Genomic DNA, 19060 nt, shown 5'->3' on the forward strand with positions numbered 1-19060 from the left:
AGCGAAGAAACACATCGGGCGGCCAATGGGGCCGCCCGGCGAGGCCACAAGGGCGTGGCGTTACTTGGTGCGCGCAGCAGCGACGAGCTTGGCGACGGCGTCGGGTACCGTCATCTTGTCGCTGTTCCAGAAGGCGCTGATGGCGTCCTTGATCGCCCCTTCGGCAGCGGACGGCACGGCCATGCCGTGGGCAATCGAGGGCACCAGGCCGCCAGATTTGGCGGTGGCCACGAAGTCGGTTGAGCTGAGTTTGGCGCAGTCGTCAAACTTGCCCATGTCCATGCCCAAGCGCACCGGGATCGAGCCCTTGTTCAGGTTGAACAGCTCTTGGAACGCCGGGGACAGGATCGCCGAAGCCAAGTCCTTTTGCGCTTTGACGTTGGCGTCGTTCTTGAGCTTGAACAGCGCGAAGGAATCGACGTTGAAGGTGAACGCTTTGGCCGTGCCCGGCGCGGCGGCGCAGACGAAGTCCTTGCCCGGAACCTTGCCTGCGGCGATGAACTCACCCTTGGCCCAGTCGCCCATGAGCTGCATGCCGGCTTCGCCCTTGATCACCATGGCGGTGGCCAGGTTCCAGTCGCGGCCAGGGGCGTTTTTGTCGGTGTAGCCTTTGACGCGCTTGAAGGTGGTCAGCACTTTGACCATGGTGTCACTCTTGAGCGTGGCCGGATCGAGCTGCACCAGGGCTTTCTTGTAGAAGTCCACCCCGCCAACCCCCAAGGCGACGGATTCAAACGTGGTGAAGTCTTGCCAGTTCTGCCCGCCGTGGGCCACGGGGATGATGCCGGCCTTTTTCAACGCTTCGGCGGCGACGAAGAACTCATCCCAGTTGGTGGGCACCTTGGCGCCGGCTTTCTTGAACGCCTCCGGGTTGGCCCACAGCCAGTTGACGCGGTGGACGTTCACCGGCGCGGCGATGTAGTGGCCTTGGTACTTCATCCCATCGCTGACGACTTTGGGCAACAGTTCGTCCCACTTCTCGGCTTTGGCGACGTCGTCCATGTTGGCCAGCACGCCCTCACGCGCCCATTCTTGCAGCGAGGGGCCTTTGATCTGTGCCGCCGCCGGCGCGTTGCCCGACACCACCCGCGACTTCAGCACCGTCATCGCCGAATCACCGCCGCCGCCCGCCACTGCGAAATCTTTCCACGTGTGGCCCTTGGCTTGCAGCGTGGCTTTCAGCGCCGAGGCGGCTTTGGCCTCGCCGCCGCTCGTCCACCAGTGCAGCACTTCGACTTCGCCGGCCCAGGCCGATGTGGCGAAACCCGTGCCAGCGATGACGGCCACGCTCAAGGCGAGCAGGTGGCGGCGCAGTGGTTGTGCGGTCGTGTTCATGCGGTTGACTCCTCGTTGGGAACGAACGGTGTTGTTCAGATCGTGTGCATAAACTTTAATGTTTTATTAATGTTTCTGACGATGGTATTAACCCGAAGTCCCTGTCGATGCCCGTGGCAGGTGGATGACCACGCGCAGGCCGTGTGGATGCACGTCGTGCAGGTGTACCGTGCCGGCGTGGCGTTCCACAATTTCCTTGACGATGGCCAGGCCCAGCCCGCAGCCCAGCGTGTCGGGGGAGAAGCGCACGAAACGCTCGAACACCTGGGGCTTGGCTTCGTCGGCAATGCCGGGGCCGGTGTCTTCGACCACCAGCGTGGCACGGGGGCGGCCCCCCGGTTCGGCATCGGCGTAGGCGCGCACCGTCACCTGGCTGCCGCTGCCGGCGTAGCGCAAGGCGTTGTCGATCACGTTGCTGAGGGCCTCGCGCAGCAGCAGCGGGATGGCGTGGACATACACGGGTAGCGTGTCGTCGCCATCACTGTCGCTGCCATCGTGGGTGTGACCGTAGCCCAGGTCGATGCGGGCTTGCAGGGCACGCGGCACCAGTTCGGCGGTGACATCCCGGGCCAACGCCGCCAGATCCAACCGCACATGGGCTTGGCGCGTGGCCGATTCGGGGTCGGCGCGGGCCAGCGTCAGCAACTGGTTGACGAGGTGGGCGCTGCGCACGGCGCATTCTTGAACCCGTTGCAGGCGCTGGCGCTGGTCGGTGGTGGCGGCGTCGGCCAGTGCCAGTTCGGTTTGGGTTTTCAGGCCGGCCAGCGGCGTGCGCAGTTGGTGTGCGGCGTCGCTGATGAAGCGCTTTTGGGCGGTGACGCTGCGTTCCACTCGTGCCAGCAAATGGTTGATGGCGTGGGCCAGGGCGCGCACTTCCTCGGGGGCGGCGTCCAGTTCGATGGGGGTCAAATCGGTGGCGTTACGCCCTTCGACCACGTTGCGCATCCGGTTGAGCGGGGCCAGCCCAGCGCGCACCCCCGCCCACACGATGAGACTCAGCAGCAGCATCAACGCCGACAGCGGCAACATCGTGTCTTCCAAAATGCGCCGCGCCACCTGTTCGCGGTTGGCGCTGGAACGGGCGACTTGCACCAACATCGTTTGCATCGGGCCGAGTTCGTCGCCGTAGCTCAGCAGCAGGGCGACGATGCGCACAGGTTCTTGGGCAATGTGGCTGTCAAACAAAAACGGCACGCCCAATTGCAGCCGATCGAGGGGCGGATCGGGCAGGTTGCGGTTGCCCAGGATGAACTGCCCCGGCGGGGTGCTCACCATGTAGAGCAGGCGATCTTGCGGATCGGCTTCAAGGATGTCTTGGGCGGCACGCGGGAAATCGATATAAAGCCCGTTGCCCACGGGCTTGACCTGGCGGGCCAGTGCCCGGGCCGATTGCAGCAGGCTGGCGTCGATGGCCTCGTTGGCGTAGCGCGTGGCCAGATTGAAGGTGAAAACGGCGCCAGCGAGCCACAGCACCACCTGGGGCACCAGCACCCACACCAGCAGCAAGCGACGCAGCGAGCGGGCACCGGGCAGGGTGGCAAACCGGGCCATGGCCTCAGGCGGCGGGGGCGTCGAGTTCCAGCAGATAGCCCAGGCCACGCACGGTGCGGATGGCCAGCCCAGAATGCTCCAGCTTGCGCCGCAGGCGGTGGATGTAGACCTCAATGGCGTTGTTGCCGCCGGTGCTGGCGCTGGTTTCGGTGCTGCGGTCGGCTGCCCATGTGGCGTTGATTTGGTCTTTGGTGACGACTTTGTCGCGGTGGGTCAGCAACAAATCGAGCAGCATTGACTCCCGTGGACTCAGCTCCAGCGGCTCACCGCGCACGCTGGCGCGGCGGGTGTCACGCGAGAAGCTGAGGTGGCCCATGTCGGTGGCGGCGGGGCTGCTGGCGCGGCTGCGGCGCAGCAGGGCGCGCAGGCGGGCTTCGAGTTCGGGGAAGTCGAAAGGTTTGCTGAGGTAGTCATCCGCCCCGGCGTTGAGCCCGGCGACGCGGTCGTCGAGGCTGTCCAAGGCGGTGAGGATGAGCACGGGCAGCTCTGGTTTGACAACGCGAGTGCGTTTGAGCACCGTCAGCCCATCGACCAGAGGCAGCCCCAGATCGAGGATGGCCAAGTCGAAAGGCTGTTTGAGGAGCAGGAACTCGGCCACTGCGCCATTGGGGGCGTGTTCCACAGTGAAACCGGCTTGGCGCAACTGGGTGGTCAGGCCGTCAGCCAGCAGGTGATCGTCTTCGGCAAGCAGGAGGTTCATGGGGGGGGAGCTTAACCTGTTGGGCGATGCGAGAGGCGGTGGCGAGGTTGCTGGGGGACGTGAGCCGCTTGGTATGTCAGGGCAATCACACTGGTCTTCCCTGTATCATTCCGTTCAGGAGTATCACACTCTGAAACTGAGGCTGCCTTTTCAGTGGTCATTCGCTAATCAACATGCAACTGGCAATATGTCTACACTAAAAGTTAATCAAATTCGTGGGAAAATTCGAGCAATGTTTGAGCCATATTTGGATGTTAAGGATATTGGTGCCAATGATGCGGAGCGAGAGCAGAAAATATTAAGCCGATGCTTGGCTGCATTTGCTGTTTACTTAAGGTCGGGGTGCTCTGAGAAGGAGGCGTCCGAATCTGTTTGGGATGGTGTGGATGATAATGGAATTGATGCTGCATTCTTTGATGAATCGGCGAAGTGTGTTGTATTTGTGCAGTCGAAATGGATAAATAAAGGCTCGGGTGAACCAGAGGCAAAAGATTTAAATACTTTTGTTAAGGGTGTTCGTGATTCAATTGAGCAGGATCCGACGAACTTCCACAAACGTCTCCAGGGTCGTTTTAGTGATATAGCTTTTCGCATTGGGACTCCCGGAGTCTCGGTAGAGTTGGTTGTTATATCAACTGGTGCAAGTTCATTGGCTCGCCACGGAAATGCTGTGCTTGATGATTTTATTTCTGAGCTGAATGGTGATGATCTGGATGCTATTGCAAGTAAATCAATTATTGGTTTGGCGGAGGTGTATTCCGGTCTTGCAAATGACTTGTCTCAGAGTAGTGTTGAAATAGATGCGACTATTTTGGATTGGTCTCATGTGCCATCGCCCCATCCGGCCTATTTTGGCCTGATTGATGGTCTTTCACTTAAATTTTGGTGGAAAACGCATGGGAAAAGTTTGGTTTCGTCAAACATTAGGCATTCGCTTGGTAGTACAGAGGTTAATAACGAAATCAAGAATTCCGCTGCTATGGCGCCTCAAAAGTTCTGGTATTTTAATAACGGTATCACATTGGTTGCCAACGATGTATCAAAAGCACCCGCTGGGGCCGCATCAAAGTCAGCGGGAGTCTTTTCGTTTAGGGGGGCATCTATCGTTAATGGAGCTCAAACCGTAAGTTCTCTTGCTAGGGTTGAAAATGATGAGCAGCTTGGTCGGGTTCGAGTGCCAATTCGTGTTATTTTATTAAAGGATGCACCTGAAGGCTTTGGTAGTGAGGTAACTAGAACCAATAATTTGCAAAACAGGGTTGAGCCTAGAGACTTTGTTGCGCAGGATTTGGAGCAAAAAAGAATTCGGCAGGAAATGGCTATTGAAGGTATTGATTATCAATTTGTCAGGTCTGGGGATGTTGTGGCTACTGCAACTGCATGCGAGCTTGTTGAAGTTACGACTGCGCTTGCTTGTGCAACGGGCGAATCTGGCCATGCTGTTCAAATAAAAACGGGTATTGGTCGTTTTTTTGCTGACTTAAAAAAGCCCCCTACAAAACGTTGTTTAATCCAACGACTAGCGGGGCAAAAGCATTTAATGCCACGGTTCTGCTTCGGGCGATTGAGCGCTGGATCGAAAAAAAGAAATCAAGCATTTCTAAAAAGAGTGGCGCGCGTTGGGGTGTTCTTATTCATGGGAATAGAGTTCTTGCGGCCGTTGTTTTTAAGAGGATTGGTATTGAGAAGTTATCACAGCCAATTGCGGACTTTCATGTAATGGTTGGTGGTTTTGACTTGGATGCTATTTGCGAAGATGCGCACTCAAAGATGGTGACGTCAATCGAGATGCATTACTCTGGGAAGTTTCTTGCGGTGTTGTTTAAGAATCCCAGCATGAGTAAAAGTGTATTTGATAATGCTGCTGCATAGATTGTACTGATAGAGTAGGCATTTCTCGATTTTCCATTCAACCGCAGGCATAATCAATTGCAGTTGGTCTGGTGATTGTGGATGCAAAATTCGGAGCTATGAATTTCTTCGCCCGGCTGCTTTTGCGGCGCTGGGCTTTTCTTGACCTTCAAACCGAAGCGCTTGCTGGCCTTATAGCCCATCGTCTGCATTGGCCGGCATTATTTTGTCTTGCGGATCAGTTTGTGCTTCGCGTCCACGTTATTGTGTAGCTTGTAGCAGTGGTGGGACTTATCCTTCAGCAGCGCGTATCCAAATCCGTGTCAGGATCCCCCAGCGTCAGACCCGTTGCCACTCCCGAAAATCCCGAAAATGTTGAGCGCCGAGGGCGCAAAAACATGAAGTAGTAGGGTACGCAAAAGAGTTGAAAGACAAAATGGTGGCGCGCTTGCCCAACCAGACAGCCGCAGCACGACTCGAAGCGGTGCGGGCGGCGCTGGACGGTCTCGGCAGTGGAAGCAGCGGGCCGTTGTCACGCCCGCAGAGTGAGTTCCAAACTCAGGGCGCCGCGCGCAACTTGGCCCGCAGACGCATCAACGGCGGCACCACCAGCAAGCCCGTCACCAGCGTCAACAACACCAGCGACATCGGGCGATCCACAAACACGCTCCACTTGCCTTCCCCGATGGACAGCGCATTGCGCATCTGCGCTTCCGCCATCGGGCCCAGGATCATGCCGACGATCACCGGGGCGGTCGGGAAATCAAAGCGCCGCATCAGCACGCCCAACAGGCCCACGCCGAACATCAAGAACAGATCGAAGGCACTTTGGCGCATGCCGTACACCCCCACCGTCGCAAAAATCAAAATGCCGGCGTACAACTGCGCCTTCGGGATCTTCAGCAGCTTGACCCACATCCCCACCAGCGGCAGGTTCAGCACCAGCAACATGACGTTGCCAATGTAGAGCGACGCAATCAGCGCCCACACCAAATCCGCTGAGGTGGTGAACAGTTGCGGCCCCGGGTTGATGCCGTAGTTTTGGAAGGCACTGAGCAAAATCGCCGTCGTCACCGACGTGGGAATGCCCAGGGTGAGCAACGGCACCAAGGTGGCCGTCACCGCCGAGTTGTTCGCCGCTTCCGGGCCGGCCACGCCTTCGATGGCGCCCGTGGTGCCGAACTCCGCCTTGTGCGCCGACAGTTTGCGCTCGGTGGCGTAACTCAAGAACGTGGGAATCTCCGTGCCGCCCGCCGGGATGGTGCCAAACGGGAAACCCAGCGCCGTGCCACGCAGCCAAGCCGGCCACGAACGGCGCCATTCCTGCTTCGTCATGTGAACCCGGCCAGTGGTGTTGAGGCTGGCCTCGCTGCGCCCTTCGTACAGGGTGTTGTAGAGCGCTTCACCCACTGCGAACAGGCCGACGGCAATCAGCACCACTTCAATCCCGTCCATGAACTCGGGGATGCCAGCGGTGTAGCGCACTTGGGCGGAAATTTGATCCATGCCCACCAGCCCGATGGCCAGGCCGATGAACAACGCCGTCATGCCACGCAACATGCTGGAGCCCAGCACGGCACTCACGGTCGTGAAGGCCAGCAGCATCAAACAAAAGTATTCCGGCGGGCCGAGTTTGACGGCCACATCGGCCACAAAGGGCGCAAACAGCGTCACCAACACCGTGGCGATGGTGCCCGCGACAAAACTGCCAATGGCCGAAGTGGCCAGCGCGGCGCCTGCACGGCCACTCTTGGCCATCTTGAAGCCTTCCAGCGCCGTCACCATGGTGCCGGTTTCGCCGGGGGTGTTCAGCAGGATCGACGTGGTCGAGCCGCCATACATCGCGCCATAGTAGATGCCGGCAAAGAAAATCATCGATGCTGTCGGCTCAACCTGCGAGGTGATGGGCAGCAGCATCGCCACCGTCACCGCTGGGCCCAGGCCAGGCAGCACCCCAATGGCTGTGCCCAGCGCGCAACCCACGAAAGCCCACATCAAATTCACCAGCGTGCCAGCCGTGGCAAAACCGTGCAGCAGGTTATTCAGAATGTCCATGGCAAAGATCCCATGAGAAAGTGGCGAACGCTCAAAGCCAGCCGCTGCCCGTCAGGCCCGGCAGGTTGATGGCCAACAGCTTGGTGAACAGCCAATACACCGGCGCAGACAGCGCCAGCCCCACGCCCACATCGCCCAAGGTTGTGCGCAGATTGCCTGCGGCGCGGCCTTCGGCTTGGCGCAGCCCGCGCACCGCCAACACGAAACACAGCGCACAACTCAAAATGAACCCGATACGGGTGATCAGCGCCGCATTGGCCAAAATGCCAGCAGCCACCCAGGCCAGTGCGCGCCAATCCCCTTGCGCTGCCCCCGAAGGCGAGGCGTAACGCTTCCAGCCGCCAGCGCCCAGCGCCTCGATCACCAGCAGCACGCCGCACAGCATCAAGCCGCCCGACACCACCCAGGGCAGGAAATTCGGCCCCACCCCGGCATAACCAGCATCCGAAGGAATGTTGGCGGCGCCAACAGCCATCAAGACCCCCAGCAAAGCCACCGCACCACCTAACAGGGCTTGCAAGCGGGTTGGGGCGGGATCGTGGGCCCCCACAGGTTCATTCACAGACGGCGCAAGCGGCTCGGACATGGCCAGCTCCCAAGGCAAAAAAAGCCGGCCCCGCAGGCCGGCCCACAACTCAGAAAAAGAAACGCTCAGGCGACCACGGCCTTAAATCATCCCGGACTTGACCATGATCATGCGCAGCGTGGCGAACTCGCGTTCGACGAACTCGTCGAAGGCCGGGCCGGTGAGCACAGCGGGCGTCCAACCGTTCTTTTCCAGCGATTCGGCCCACGCTTTGGACTTCATCGCCGCCACCACCATGTCCGTCAGGGCTTTGCGCTGCTGTGGGGTGATGCCCGGCGGGGCGTACACGCCGCGCCAGTTGCCGATCTCCACATTGATGCCCATTTCTTTGAGCGTCGGAATGTTCAACCCCTTGAGGCGGGTGCCCGAGGTCACGGCAATGGCGCGCATCTTGCCGCTCTCGATGTAAGACGCAAACTCGCTGTACCCGCTGCCTCCGATGCTGACGTTGCCACCCAAAATAGCCGCCACCGCCTCACCACCGCCCCGGAAGGGCACGTAATTGATCTTGGCGGCATCCACACCGGCTTCACGGGCGATCATGGCCGCCGCGATGTGCTCCGTGGCCCCACGCGAGCCCCCACCCCACTTGACACTGCCCGGATCCTTCTTCATGGCCTCGACCACGTCTTTCATGGTTTTGAAGGGGGAGTCCGCCGGCAGCACGAAGACGTTGTATTCGCTCGTGAGACGCGCAATCGGGGTGGCTTGGCTCAACGTCACCGGGGGCTTGCCGGTGATGATGCCGCCCAACATCACCGCGCCCATCACCATCAAGGCGTTACCGTCGCCCTTGCTGGCGTTGACGAACTGCGCCAAACCCAAGGCCCCCGCTGCACCGCCCTTGTTTTCGTAGGTCACCGCCGAGGCCACACCCGCGTCTTGCAGGGCTTTGCCCAGGGCGCGCCCGGTGGTGTCCCAACCGCCGCCGGGGTTGGCAGGGATCATCATTTTGAGGTTGGCCGAAGCCCAGCTCGGCTGCGGCAAGCTGCCCACGGCAACGGAAGCGGCCAAGGCTTTGAGGAAGGTATCGCGGCGCATGTCGGGGTCTCCAAGCGGTTGAAGGTGGGGCGCGGGGCCCTCTGTGGTGAGTAGGTTCATGGTCGAGAACCAAGCTGTCAAAGCGCTGTTGCACACCCTGGGGAAAATCCCGAGCTTCTGGCGGTGCTATGTTGACGCGCATGAAAGTCCTGCTGATCGAAGACGATGCCGCCATGCAAACCACGTTGCAGCGCACGCTGGAGCGTCGCGGCATGTGGGTGGTCGCCTGTGGAGATGGTGCTCGTGCGCTGGATCGCTGGCGCGCCAGCCTGCCCGATGTCGTGTTGCTCGACCTGAGTTTGCCCGGCCTGGACGGCCTGCAAGTGCTGGCGCAAGCACGCGCCGAGGGGCTGCGGGCGCCGGTGATCATCCTCACGGCACGCGGCACCATTGGGGATCGCATCATCGGCCTCAACACCGGCGCCGACGACTACCTGCCCAAACCCTTTGACCTCGATGAACTGGAAGCCCGCATGCGTGCCATCGTGCGCCGCAGTGCGTCGCCATCGGGTTCGGCGCCAGTGCTGCACGAGGGTTCGCGGGAGTACGCCAGTTTGCGTTTGGACGGGGAAAGCGGCGCCATCTACTGCCACGATGCGCCCCTGGAGCTGGCCCCACGCGAAGCCGCGATGTTGCGCACGCTGCTGCAACGCCCCGGCCAAGCGGTGGCCAAAGAGCGGCTGTTCGAAGCGGTGTTCGGGGACGATCCCGATGTGCAATTGGAGGCGGTGGAAGTCGTGGCCTATCGACTGCGCAAACGCTTGGCGGGTAGCGGCGTGCAGTTGGTGACGCTGCGCGGTTTAGGCTACCTGCTCAAGGCGGAAACATGAGCCGGTGGCGCATTTCCACCCGCTCACTGCGCGACCGGCTGATGCTGGGGATTTTGTTGCCGGTGATCGGAGTGATTGCCCTGTCCACCTGGGCGCTGTACCGCCAAGCCCTGCAAGCCGCCGACACGGCCTACGACCGCACCTTGCTGGCCACCGCCAAATCCATCGGCGACATGCTGGAAGTCGAAGCCCCTGCCGGGCGCGCAGCACGGCTCAAATCCACCTTGCTCTATTCGGCGCTGGAGCCTTTTGAGGCCGACAACCGCAGCCGCCTTTACTACAAGGTCACGGGGTTTGCAGGGGAAACGGTGTCCGGGTTCGAGGCTCTGCCGAGCTGGCGGGGGCGTCTGCCACCGAAAGGGCCGTATGCGGCTTTGGTGGATTTTTACGATGACCGTTACCAGGGCCATCCGGTGCGGGTGGCGGTGTTGCTGCAACCCGTGACCTGGGAAGGCGGCCAGGCGATGGCCACGATCCAAGTCGCTGAAACGCTGGAGTTGCGCCAGACGCTGGCGCGCAGTCTGTTGTGGGGCACGCTGGCGCGGCAAGCGGCGCTGGTGCTGATCATCGCGGGGGTGGTGGTGTTCGTGGTGCGCCACGCCACGCGACCGGTGCTGGCCTTGAGCCACAGTCTGCGCGAACGAGCGCCGGGCGATTTGACCCCCTTGCCCGTGGCCGACGCACCACGCGAACTGCAACCGCTGTTGGATGCGAACAACCAGTTGATGTCGCGTCTGCGCAATTTGTTGGAGTTGCAGAAGCGTTTCGTGCGTGACGCTTCCCACCAATTGCGCACGCCTTTGGCGGTGCTGAAAACGCAGGTGCAATCCGCCCGGCGCGGTGACGTGCCGCCCCAGCAAGCGCTGGCGGAAATCGATCAAACGGTGCAGCGGGCCACGCAACTGGCCCATCAGATGCTGGCCTTGGCCAAGGCCGCCCAGATGCGCCAACACACCGATGCGCCGTGCTCCGATTGGGCGGTCATCGTGCGGGCGGTGGCGCTTGATTTGGCACCGTTGATCGTGGAAAAAGAGCTGGAATTTGAGCTGGAGGCCGCGCCGCATGTGCCGATCCGCAGCCACGAATGGGCGCTGCGGGAGCTGACGCGCAACCTGTTGCACAACGCGATCCGCCACAGCCCGACGGGTGGCGCGTTGCACATTGGTCTGAGCTGTGAATCGACCTTGGCACACCTGAGCATCCGCGACGATGGCCCGGGCATTGCCGACAGTTGGCGTGAACACCTGTTCCAACCCTTCGCCACCACGGACACACGCCACGGTTCCGGCCTCGGGCTGGCGATTTGCCAAGACATCGTCAACTCACTGGGCGGGCGCATCACGCTGGATAACCGGCTGGCCGCCGCTGCGCACCCGCAAGACGCACCTCAGGTGTTGGGATTGGAGGTGCGGGTGGTGCTGCCGGTGCAACACACAGGTTGAAAATTATTTGGGTGTACATTTAATTCATGCGTACCGTGATCGAAACTCCAACGTTTCAGAAGCAAGCGGCTACGGTGTGGCGTGCTGAGGAGCCAAAGCCGAACGTGAGAACGTGAAGCCCACACAGATCAAGCGGAGCTGACACATGACAACGTTGAAAACACTGGATCTTGACAAGGTGGCTGCCGCCATCGAGGCCGATGCCGGGCAGCCACTGCCGGGCCTGCGCGAATCGCTGGCCGAGGCGCAGGCTGGGGTGTATGCCTGCGTGACCAGCCGTGAAGAGATTGCCCGACGTACCCGTGGGCGTCCGGTTGGCAGCGTTCAGGCCGCCACCAAAGCCCCCGTGAAGTTGCGCCTCGACCCCGACTTACTGGCAGCCCTCAAAGCCACAGGCCGGGGTTGGCAAACGCGGGTCAACGATGCCCTGCGCGAAGACCTGAAAGCCGGACGTTTGGGTTGATCGCATGCTGGAACCCAAACTCTGCGAACACCCCGTTCGGCTCGATAAATGGCTCTGGGCCGCTCGCTTCTTCAAAACCCGTGCGCTGGCGGTGGAGGCCATCGGCAAACACCGCGTGGATGTCAACGATCAGCCGGCTAAACCGAGCCGCGATGTGCGTTTAGGCGACCGGGTCACCTTGCGAGAGCCGGGTTTACCGGCCCGCATCATCGTCGTGCGGGGGTTGAGTGAAATTCGCGGGCCCGCCCCCATCGCCCAACAACTGTACGAAGACACCGCCGACAGCCTGCACGCCCGCGAAACCGCCCGCGAACAACGCCGCCAAGGCATCGAACCCGCGCAGGCCATCGAACATGGCCGCCCCACCAAACGCGATCGGCGCCAATTGGCCGATTGGCAACGCTGGAGCGTCTCCCTCGATTGAAAAAATTCTTCAACACCCTCTTGAAAAGAGGGCCCGTGGCCGCAGTTGCCAGCGCATTCGGGCATGACGCCCACGCCGCAACGCCTTTGCCAACCATGACGACCGAAGACACCCCCATCCCCACCCCAGCCACCGAAGCCGCCGCCGCACCAGCCCCCGCTGAAGCGCCCGCCGCCCCGGTCGAGCCCAGCTTGGCCGAACAGCTCGCCGAGCTGCAAGCCAAACACGTCGAAGTGTCCGACGCTTACCTGCGAGCCAAGGCCGAAACGGAAAACATCCGCCGCCGCTCCGAAGAAGAACTCGCCAAGGCGCGCAAGTTTGCCGTCGAAGCCTTCGCCGAAAGCCTGTTGCCCGTGAAGGACAGCCTGGAAGCCGCCATCGCCAACCCCAACGCCCCGGTAGACAAGGTGCTCGAAGGCGTACAAGCCACGCTGCGCCAGCTCGCCAGCGCGCTGGAACGCAACAAGGTGGTGGAAGTGGCCCCGCCCGCCGGTACCAAGTTCGACCCGCATCAGCACCAAGCCATCAGCATGGTGCCCGCTGAACAAGACCCGAACACCGTGGTGATGGTGCTGCAAAAGGGCTACCTCATCGCTGAACGGGTGCTGCGCCCCGCCCTTGTGACGGTCGCGGCCCCCAAGTAATTCCCCCTAACACCCCCACCCACGGCAGCGCGGCGCGGCCCCATCGCCAGCCCCTTGAAAAGCCCGCTGCCAGACCTATTTGCGGCTCAACGCAACAGATTCCCCGAATTGAGGAGAAATTCAATGGGCAAGATCATCGGTATCGACCTGGGCACCACCAACTCGTGCGTGGCCATCATGGAAGGCAACTCGACCAAAGTGATCGAGAACTCGGAAGGCGCACGCACCACGCCTTCGATCATCGCCTACCAAGAAGACGGTGAAGTGCTGGTCGGCGCATCGGCCAAGCGCCAAGCCGTCACCAACCCGCGCAACACGCTGTACGCCGTCAAGCGCCTGATTGGCCGCAAGTTCACCGAAAAGGAAGTGCAGAAGGACATCGACCTCATGCCCTTCGCCATCAGCGCCGCCGACAACGGCGACGCCTGGGTGGAAGTGCGCGGCAAGAAGTACGCCCCGCCGCAAATCAGCGCCGAAGTGCTGCGCAAAATGAAGAAAACCGCTGAGGACTACCTCGGCGAAGAAGTCACCGAAGCCGTGATCACGGTGCCGGCCTACTTCAACGACAGCCAACGCCAAGCCACCAAGGATGCTGGCCGCATCGCGGGCCTGGATGTCAAGCGCATCATCAACGAACCGACCGCTGCGGCCCTGGCCTTCGGCTTGGACAAGGGTGGCAAGGGCGACCGCAAAATCGCCGTGTACGACTTGGGCGGCGGCACCTTCGACATCTCCATCATCGAAATCGCCGATGTGGACGGCGAAATGCAGTTCGAAGTGCTCTCCACCAACGGCGACACCTTCCTGGGCGGCGAAGACTTCGACCAACGCATCATCGACTACATCATCGGTGAGTTCAAAAAGGAAAGCGGCGTCGATCTGACCAAGGACGTGCTGGCCCTGCAACGCCTGAAGGAAGCCGCCGAAAAGGCCAAGATCGAGCTGTCCAGCTCCTCGGCCACGGACATCAACCTGCCCTACATCACCGCCGACGCCACCGGCCCGAAGCACCTGAACATCAAGCTGACCCGCGCCAAGCTGGAGTCGCTGGTGGAAGACCTGATCGAGCGCACCATCGCGCCGTGCCGCACCGCCATCAAGGATGCGGGCGTGTCGGTCGGTTCGATCGATGACGTGATTTTGGTCGGCGGCATGACCCGCATGCCCAAGGTGCAAGACACCGTCAAGGCCTTCTTCGGCAAAGATCCGCGCAAGGACGTGAACCCGGACGAAGCCGTGGCCGTGGGCGCGGCCATCCAAGGCCAAGTGCTGTCGGGTGACCGCAAGGACGTGCTGCTGCTGGACGTGACCCCGCTGTCGCTGGGCATCGAAACCCTGGGCGGCGTCATGACCAAGATGATCGCCAAGAACACGACCATCCCGACCAAGTTCAGCCAAGTGTTCTCGACCGCTGACGACAACCAGCCGGCCGTGACCATCAAGGTGTTCCAAGGCGAGCGTGAAATGGCCGCCGGCAACAAGAGCCTGGGCGAGTTCAACCTCGAAGGCATCCCGCCGGCACCGCGTGGCATCCCGCAAATCGAAGTGAGCTTCGACATTGACGCCAACGGCATCTTGCACGTCGGCGCCAAGGACAAGGGCACGGGCAAGGAAAACAAGATCACCATCAAGGCCAACTCGGGTTTGAGCGAAGCCGAGATCGAAAAGATGGTGAAGGACGCCGAAGCCAACGCCGCCGAAGACAAGAAGAAACTCGAAATCATCCAAGCCCGCAACCAAGCCGACGGCCTGGTGCATTCGGTGAAGAAGAGCCTGGGCGAGTACGGCGAGAAGCTGGATGCGGCTGAAACCGCCAAGATCGAAGCCGCGATCAAGGAACTGGAAGAGGCCATCAAGGGCGACGACAAGGCCGCCATCGAAGCCAAAACCGAAGCCCTGATGACCGCCAGCCAGAAGCTGGGTGAAAAGATGTACGCCGACCAGCAAGCCGCTGCGGGCGCTGCCGGGGCCGCTGGCGCCGAAGCCCCGAAGGCCGACGCCAAGCCCGCCGATGACAACGTGGTGGACGCCGAGTTCAAGGAAGTCAAGAAGTGATCAACCCATCGGCCCTTCGCGGGGCTGATGCGAGATGAGCGCGCCGCGTTCCGGGCGTTCGGCCATCGGGCTGGACGTTCGAGCGCGGCGGTTTCACATCCAGGGTTGAACGGAAACAGCCATGTCTGAGAAGCGCGATTACTACCAGGTGCTGGGCGTCGCCAAGACCGCCAGCGACGACGACATCAAAAAGGCCTACCGCAAGTTGGCCATGAAGTACCACCCTGACCGCAATCAGGGAGAGGGTGCCAAGGAAGCCGAAGAGAAGTTCAAAGAAGGCAAAGAAGCCTACGAAATGCTGTCCGACCCGCAAAAACGGGCGGCTTACGATCAGTATGGCCACGCGGGGGTCGATCCGAGTGCGGGTGGATTCCGAGGCGGGCAGGAAGGTTTCGGGGGCTTTGCCGAAGCCTTCGGTGACATTTTTGGCGACATCTTCGGCCAACAAGGCGGCGGCGGGCGCCGGGGCGGCGGTGGCCAGCAGGTGTACCGGGGCAACGATCTCAGCTATGGCATGGAGATCTCTCTGGAGGAAGCTGCACGGGGCAAGGACGCGCAAATCCGCATCCCCACCTGGGAACACTGCGAAACCTGCGGCGGCACCGGTGCCAAGCCCGGCACCAAGGCCAAGACCTGCTCGACTTGCAATGGCAGCGGCACGGTTCACATGCGCCAGGGGTTTTTCAGCATCCAGCAAACCTGCCCGCACTGCCACGGCAGCGGCAAGATCATCCCCGAGCCTTGCACGAGCTGCCACGGTGCGGGCAAGGTGAAGAAACAAAAGACGCTGGAAGTCAAAATCCCGGCGGGTATCAACGAGGGGATGCGCATCCGCTCGGTGGGCAATGGCGAACCGGGCACGAATGGCGGGCCGCCGGGCGATCTCTACATCGAGATCCGCATCAAGCAGCACGATATTTTTGAGCGCGACGGTGACGACCTGCATTGCACCGTGCCCGTGCCCATGACCACGGCGGTGCTCGGTGGCACGATCGAAGTCCCGACGCTGGAAAGCAAGCTGGAAATCGAGATTCCGGAAGGCACCCAGCACGGCAAAACGTTCCGCTTGCGTGGCAAGGGCATCAAGGGCGTGCGCTCGGCCTATCCGGGCGATTTGTACTGCCACGTCACGGTAGAAACGCCGGTCAAGCTCACCGAACACCAGCGCAAGCTGATGAAGGAGCTGGACGAGTCGTTCCGCAATGGTGGTGACAAACATTCCCCCAACGCCAAGAGCTGGGTGGATCGCGTCAAGGACATGTTCAAGTGAACGCGCACTGAGCGTGCCACGCCAACCAACGCCGGGTCGAACCCGGCGTTTTTTTCGTCAGTACTCGCCGTACTGGGCTTCGGGGGCGAGGTTGTCGAAGCGGGTGTTTTGCTTGATGAACGCCAGGTGGATGTTGCCCACGGGGCCATTCCGCTGTTTGGCGATGATGATTTCCGCCGTACCGGGGACTTTGGAGTCTTCGCGGTTGTAATAATCATCACGGTAGATGAACATGATGACGTCTGCATCCTGTTCAATCGCACCCGAGTTGTGGGTGACGATGCCGTCGGCTAACCAGCTTTCAGGGCCGGGGACGCTCAGGTCGAACACGGGTTCCTCGCCGTCGAATTCCACCGACACCACCTGATCCCAAAACAGATCCGATTCAGCCCATTGCAGCAGTGCCGCATCGCCGAGGTGCTGGGCATAGTCGCGCAAAACATGGCGAGAGGGTGCAAAGCTGAAATGGGAATTGCCCCCGTATGACGTGCCCCGTAAAGCCGTCATCGCACGGTTACTGATCCCTTGTGCTTGCATCTGGGCACGAACGTTCTCGAACACAGTTTGTGGCAAGGTGTCCACATTGGTGGTGGCTACGGTACTGGCCAGTCGTTGGCGCAGGGCGTGGGCAGGTGCTTCTCTGGGCCCAAAGGCACCCACCACCGACAGAAAGCGGCTTTGTGCCTCACCACCGCTGACGTCCACATTCCACAAGGGTCGCTGTGTGCCAGCTTGCACCACCCGACGCAAGCGCGCCACGATGCCCACGCGCAGCAACAGCGCGGCCACGTCATGCGCGAGACGCTCGCTGCACGTCGCAAAGTAAATGCGATGACTGCCGCGCTGAGTCAGCGGACGCACATGAATGCATCCATCCGTCGCCCACAGATGGCGTAGGAACAAGGCCACGGAAAGATCGTCGAGTTGGAACAACTCGTCAGGCAAGTGCTTGTCGTGGGATCGTTGGTTGAACAACCCCAGTCGCTTGAGCCAAGCCCCCACGCCCGCTGGATGCCAGCGGTTGCCGTTGCCTGCAATCACCAATTGATGCCACTGCCCACGCCCTGCGACACGGGTTACCGTGGAACCCAGGGCCTGCGCGGCGGCGCTCACGGCGGCACTGTTTTCTTCGCTGGCTGTGGTGTAACGCAACGGTTGCCCGCTCAAGTAACTGCCATCACCCACCAAATGGGCCAGCAGCACCAGCTCATGCTCTGGCCAAGCCTGCACATGCGTTGGTTGGGGCACCTGACGCGCCAGTGCCACCCGCTCCCCAGGTTGAATGTGCTGCATTTCACGCCAGCCTGTGCCGCACAACACCCGGTGTTGTGCCGTGGCACGCAGATGGCGCCCGCTGGCCAAATTCAACCGCCAGACCGGCTTGACACCCACCGGCCACACACAATCCGACTGCGCTTGCACCAGCTTTTGATTCGAACCCACCGCATGCACCCACGGCGTCTGCCCTACAAGCGACGCAATCGGCACCCGGCGACCATCGGCAAGCCACACCCGGGTGTCACCCGTGACGCACTCCCGCAAATCAGACATCATCGGCCGCTTGTCCGTGCGCGTTTCCACCGAGCGGTTGAGCTGCGACAGCGCAATCACCGGACAGTTCAGCTCCTTGGCCAACGCCTTCAAGCCGCGTGAAATCTCCGACAGCTCGGTCGCCCGGTTCTCGTTGCTGCCGCCACTGCCGCTCATGAGCTGCAAGTAATCGATGACGATCAACCCCAGCTTGCCCGACTGACGCGCCTGGCGCCGCGCCCGGGCGCGCAACTCAGCCGGGGTCAGCGCCGGGGTTTCGTCGATGAAGATGTGGGCTTTGGACAGCTTGTCCACCGCTTCGGTAAGACGGCCCCAATCCTCATCGCTCAGACGGCCCGTGCGCAACCCCGATTGGTCGATGCGCCCCAACGATCCTACCAACCGCAGCGCCAACTGCGCCGCACCCATTTCCATCGAAAACACCACCACCGGCTGGTTTTCATGCACCGCGACATGCTCGGCGATGTTGAGCGCAAACGCCGTTTTGCCCATCGACGGACGCGCCGCCAAGATGATGAGATCGCCGCCTTGCAGGCCCGCCGTCATGCGATCCAGATCGTAGAAACCGGTGCGCACGCCGGTCACGTCCTGCGCGCCGTTTTCTGCCAGTTCAGTGACCCGGTCGATGAGCTGCATCACCAGGTGCTCCATGCTCTGGAAACCCTGTTTGGTGCGCTGCCCTTCTTCGCCGATCTTGAAAATCTTGCTTTCGGCCTCGTCCAGAATCTGCGCCACGGGCCGGCCCTGGGGGTTGAAAGCTTGGGTGGCGATGTCGTCGCTGGTGGCAATGAGGCGGCGAAGAATCGACCGTTCCCGCACGATCTCGGCATATCGGCGCAAATTGGCCGCACTGGGCACACTTTGCGCCAATGCGTTCAGATAGGCTAACCCACCGCAATCCTCTGCACGGCCCAAGCTCTGCAACTGCTCGAACACCGTGATCACGTCGGCGGGCTTGCTGGCCGAAATCAGGGTGCCAATCGCCCCAAAGATGGTGCGGTGCTCGAAGCGATAAAAATCACCTTCGGTGAGCAAATCACCCGCACGATCCCAGGCACCGTTGTCCAACAACAGCCCGCCCAGCACGCTCTGCTCGGCTTCGATGGAGTGCGGGGGCACGCGCAGGCGCGCCAGTTCGTCATCTCGGCCCCCAGCGGATGAGGGACTCGCAGCGTCGAAAATCGTCGTCATGGCAGCAAGCTCGCAAAAACGCAGCGGCAAAGAAAAAGGGCCGGGTGCAGCGCACCGGCCCTTGCATCATG

Annotated in this window: 15 protein-coding genes; 8 read left to right on the forward strand and 7 right to left on the reverse strand. The window is 61.2% G+C overall.

The annotated features are described in order from the left end of the window. Window positions 1–60 precede the first annotated feature (60 nt). From VITFI_RS10255 to VITFI_RS10265, 3 genes are all read right to left on the reverse strand, one after another. Entirely contained in the window at window positions 61–1335 is a 1275-nt protein-coding gene (locus VITFI_RS10255) for an ABC transporter substrate-binding protein (protein ID WP_089416875.1), read from the reverse strand. Window positions 1336–1422: 87 nt separating this feature from the next. Continuing rightward, window positions 1423–2886 carry a sensor histidine kinase gene (locus VITFI_RS10260; RefSeq protein ID WP_089416876.1) on the reverse strand — a complete coding sequence of 488 codons (1464 nt, stop codon included), beginning with the start codon at window positions 2884–2886 and terminating at the stop codon, window positions 1423–1425. 4 nt (window positions 2887–2890) lie between these two features. Next, on the reverse strand, window positions 2891–3586 hold the full coding sequence (locus VITFI_RS10265) for a response regulator transcription factor (protein ID WP_089416877.1): 696 nt from the start codon (window positions 3584–3586) through the stop codon (window positions 2891–2893). On the opposite strand from VITFI_RS10265, the gene VITFI_RS10270 reads away from it, so the two are divergent. Continuing rightward, window positions 3585–5306 (forward strand): AIPR family protein, encoded by a 1722-nt coding sequence (locus VITFI_RS10270; RefSeq protein WP_089416878.1) that lies wholly within the window; start codon window positions 3585–3587, stop codon window positions 5304–5306. The two genes, VITFI_RS10265 and VITFI_RS10270, sit on opposite strands and share 2 nt — an antisense overlap. A gap of 689 nt (window positions 5307–5995) precedes the next feature. Here VITFI_RS10270 and VITFI_RS10275 read toward each other — a convergent pair. The 3 genes from VITFI_RS10275 to VITFI_RS10285 all read right to left on the reverse strand — a co-directional run bounded on the left by VITFI_RS10275 (window position 5996) and on the right by VITFI_RS10285 (window position 9119). Next, complete coding sequence (locus tag VITFI_RS10275; protein WP_089416879.1) at window positions 5996–7492, reverse strand: tripartite tricarboxylate transporter permease; 1497 nt, start codon at window positions 7490–7492, stop codon at window positions 5996–5998. A 31-nt stretch (window positions 7493–7523) separates the two neighbouring features. Beyond that, window positions 7524–8078: a tripartite tricarboxylate transporter TctB family protein gene (locus tag VITFI_RS10280; protein ID WP_089418096.1), complete on the reverse strand. Its 555-nt coding sequence runs from the start codon at window positions 8076–8078 to the stop codon at window positions 7524–7526. An 81-nt stretch (window positions 8079–8159) separates the two neighbouring features. Then, complete coding sequence (locus VITFI_RS10285; RefSeq protein WP_089416880.1) at window positions 8160–9119, reverse strand: Bug family tripartite tricarboxylate transporter substrate binding protein; 960 nt, start codon at window positions 9117–9119, stop codon at window positions 8160–8162. A gap of 140 nt (window positions 9120–9259) precedes the next feature. Here VITFI_RS10285 and VITFI_RS10290 point away from each other — a divergent pair, with 140 nt between their 5' ends. The 7 genes from VITFI_RS10290 (at window position 9260) to dnaJ (ending at window position 16247) form a co-directional block, all read left to right on the forward strand. Continuing rightward, entirely contained in the window at window positions 9260–9949 is a 690-nt protein-coding gene (locus VITFI_RS10290; protein WP_089418097.1) for a response regulator transcription factor, read from the forward strand. Beyond that, window positions 9946–11391, forward strand: a complete 1446-nt coding sequence (locus VITFI_RS10295; protein WP_089416881.1) for a sensor histidine kinase — start codon at window positions 9946–9948, stop codon at window positions 11389–11391. The genes VITFI_RS10290 and VITFI_RS10295 overlap by 4 nt, the downstream gene beginning before the upstream one ends. Before the next feature lie 145 nt (window positions 11392–11536). Then, on the forward strand, window positions 11537–11854 hold the full coding sequence (locus tag VITFI_RS10300) for a BrnA antitoxin family protein (protein WP_089416882.1): 318 nt from the start codon (window positions 11537–11539) through the stop codon (window positions 11852–11854). Window positions 11855–11858: 4 nt separating this feature from the next. Continuing rightward, window positions 11859–12278 carry an RNA-binding S4 domain-containing protein gene (locus VITFI_RS10305; RefSeq protein WP_089416883.1) on the forward strand — a complete coding sequence of 140 codons (420 nt, stop codon included), beginning with the start codon at window positions 11859–11861 and terminating at the stop codon, window positions 12276–12278. A gap of 35 nt (window positions 12279–12313) precedes the next feature. Continuing rightward, complete coding sequence (gene grpE / locus VITFI_RS10310) at window positions 12314–12922, forward strand: nucleotide exchange factor GrpE (protein WP_198301416.1); 609 nt, start codon at window positions 12314–12316, stop codon at window positions 12920–12922. A 123-nt stretch (window positions 12923–13045) separates the two neighbouring features. Next, the gene (gene dnaK, locus VITFI_RS10315; protein ID WP_089416884.1) at window positions 13046–14977 is read left to right on the forward strand and encodes a molecular chaperone DnaK; all 1932 of its coding nucleotides are present in this window, start codon (window positions 13046–13048) and stop codon (window positions 14975–14977) included. A gap of 121 nt (window positions 14978–15098) precedes the next feature. Beyond that, window positions 15099–16247, forward strand: a complete 1149-nt coding sequence (dnaJ, locus tag VITFI_RS10320) for a molecular chaperone DnaJ (RefSeq protein ID WP_089416885.1) — start codon at window positions 15099–15101, stop codon at window positions 16245–16247. A gap of 57 nt (window positions 16248–16304) precedes the next feature. Here dnaJ and VITFI_RS10325 read toward each other — a convergent pair whose 3' ends face one another. Continuing rightward, the gene (locus tag VITFI_RS10325; protein ID WP_089418099.1) at window positions 16305–18989 is read right to left on the reverse strand and encodes a replicative DNA helicase; all 2685 of its coding nucleotides are present in this window, start codon (window positions 18987–18989) and stop codon (window positions 16305–16307) included. Window positions 18990–19060: the final 71 nt, after the last annotated feature.

The organism is Vitreoscilla filiformis (genome assembly GCF_002222655.1).
Classification (GTDB): Bacteria; Pseudomonadota; Gammaproteobacteria; order Burkholderiales; family Burkholderiaceae_C; genus Ideonella; species Ideonella filiformis.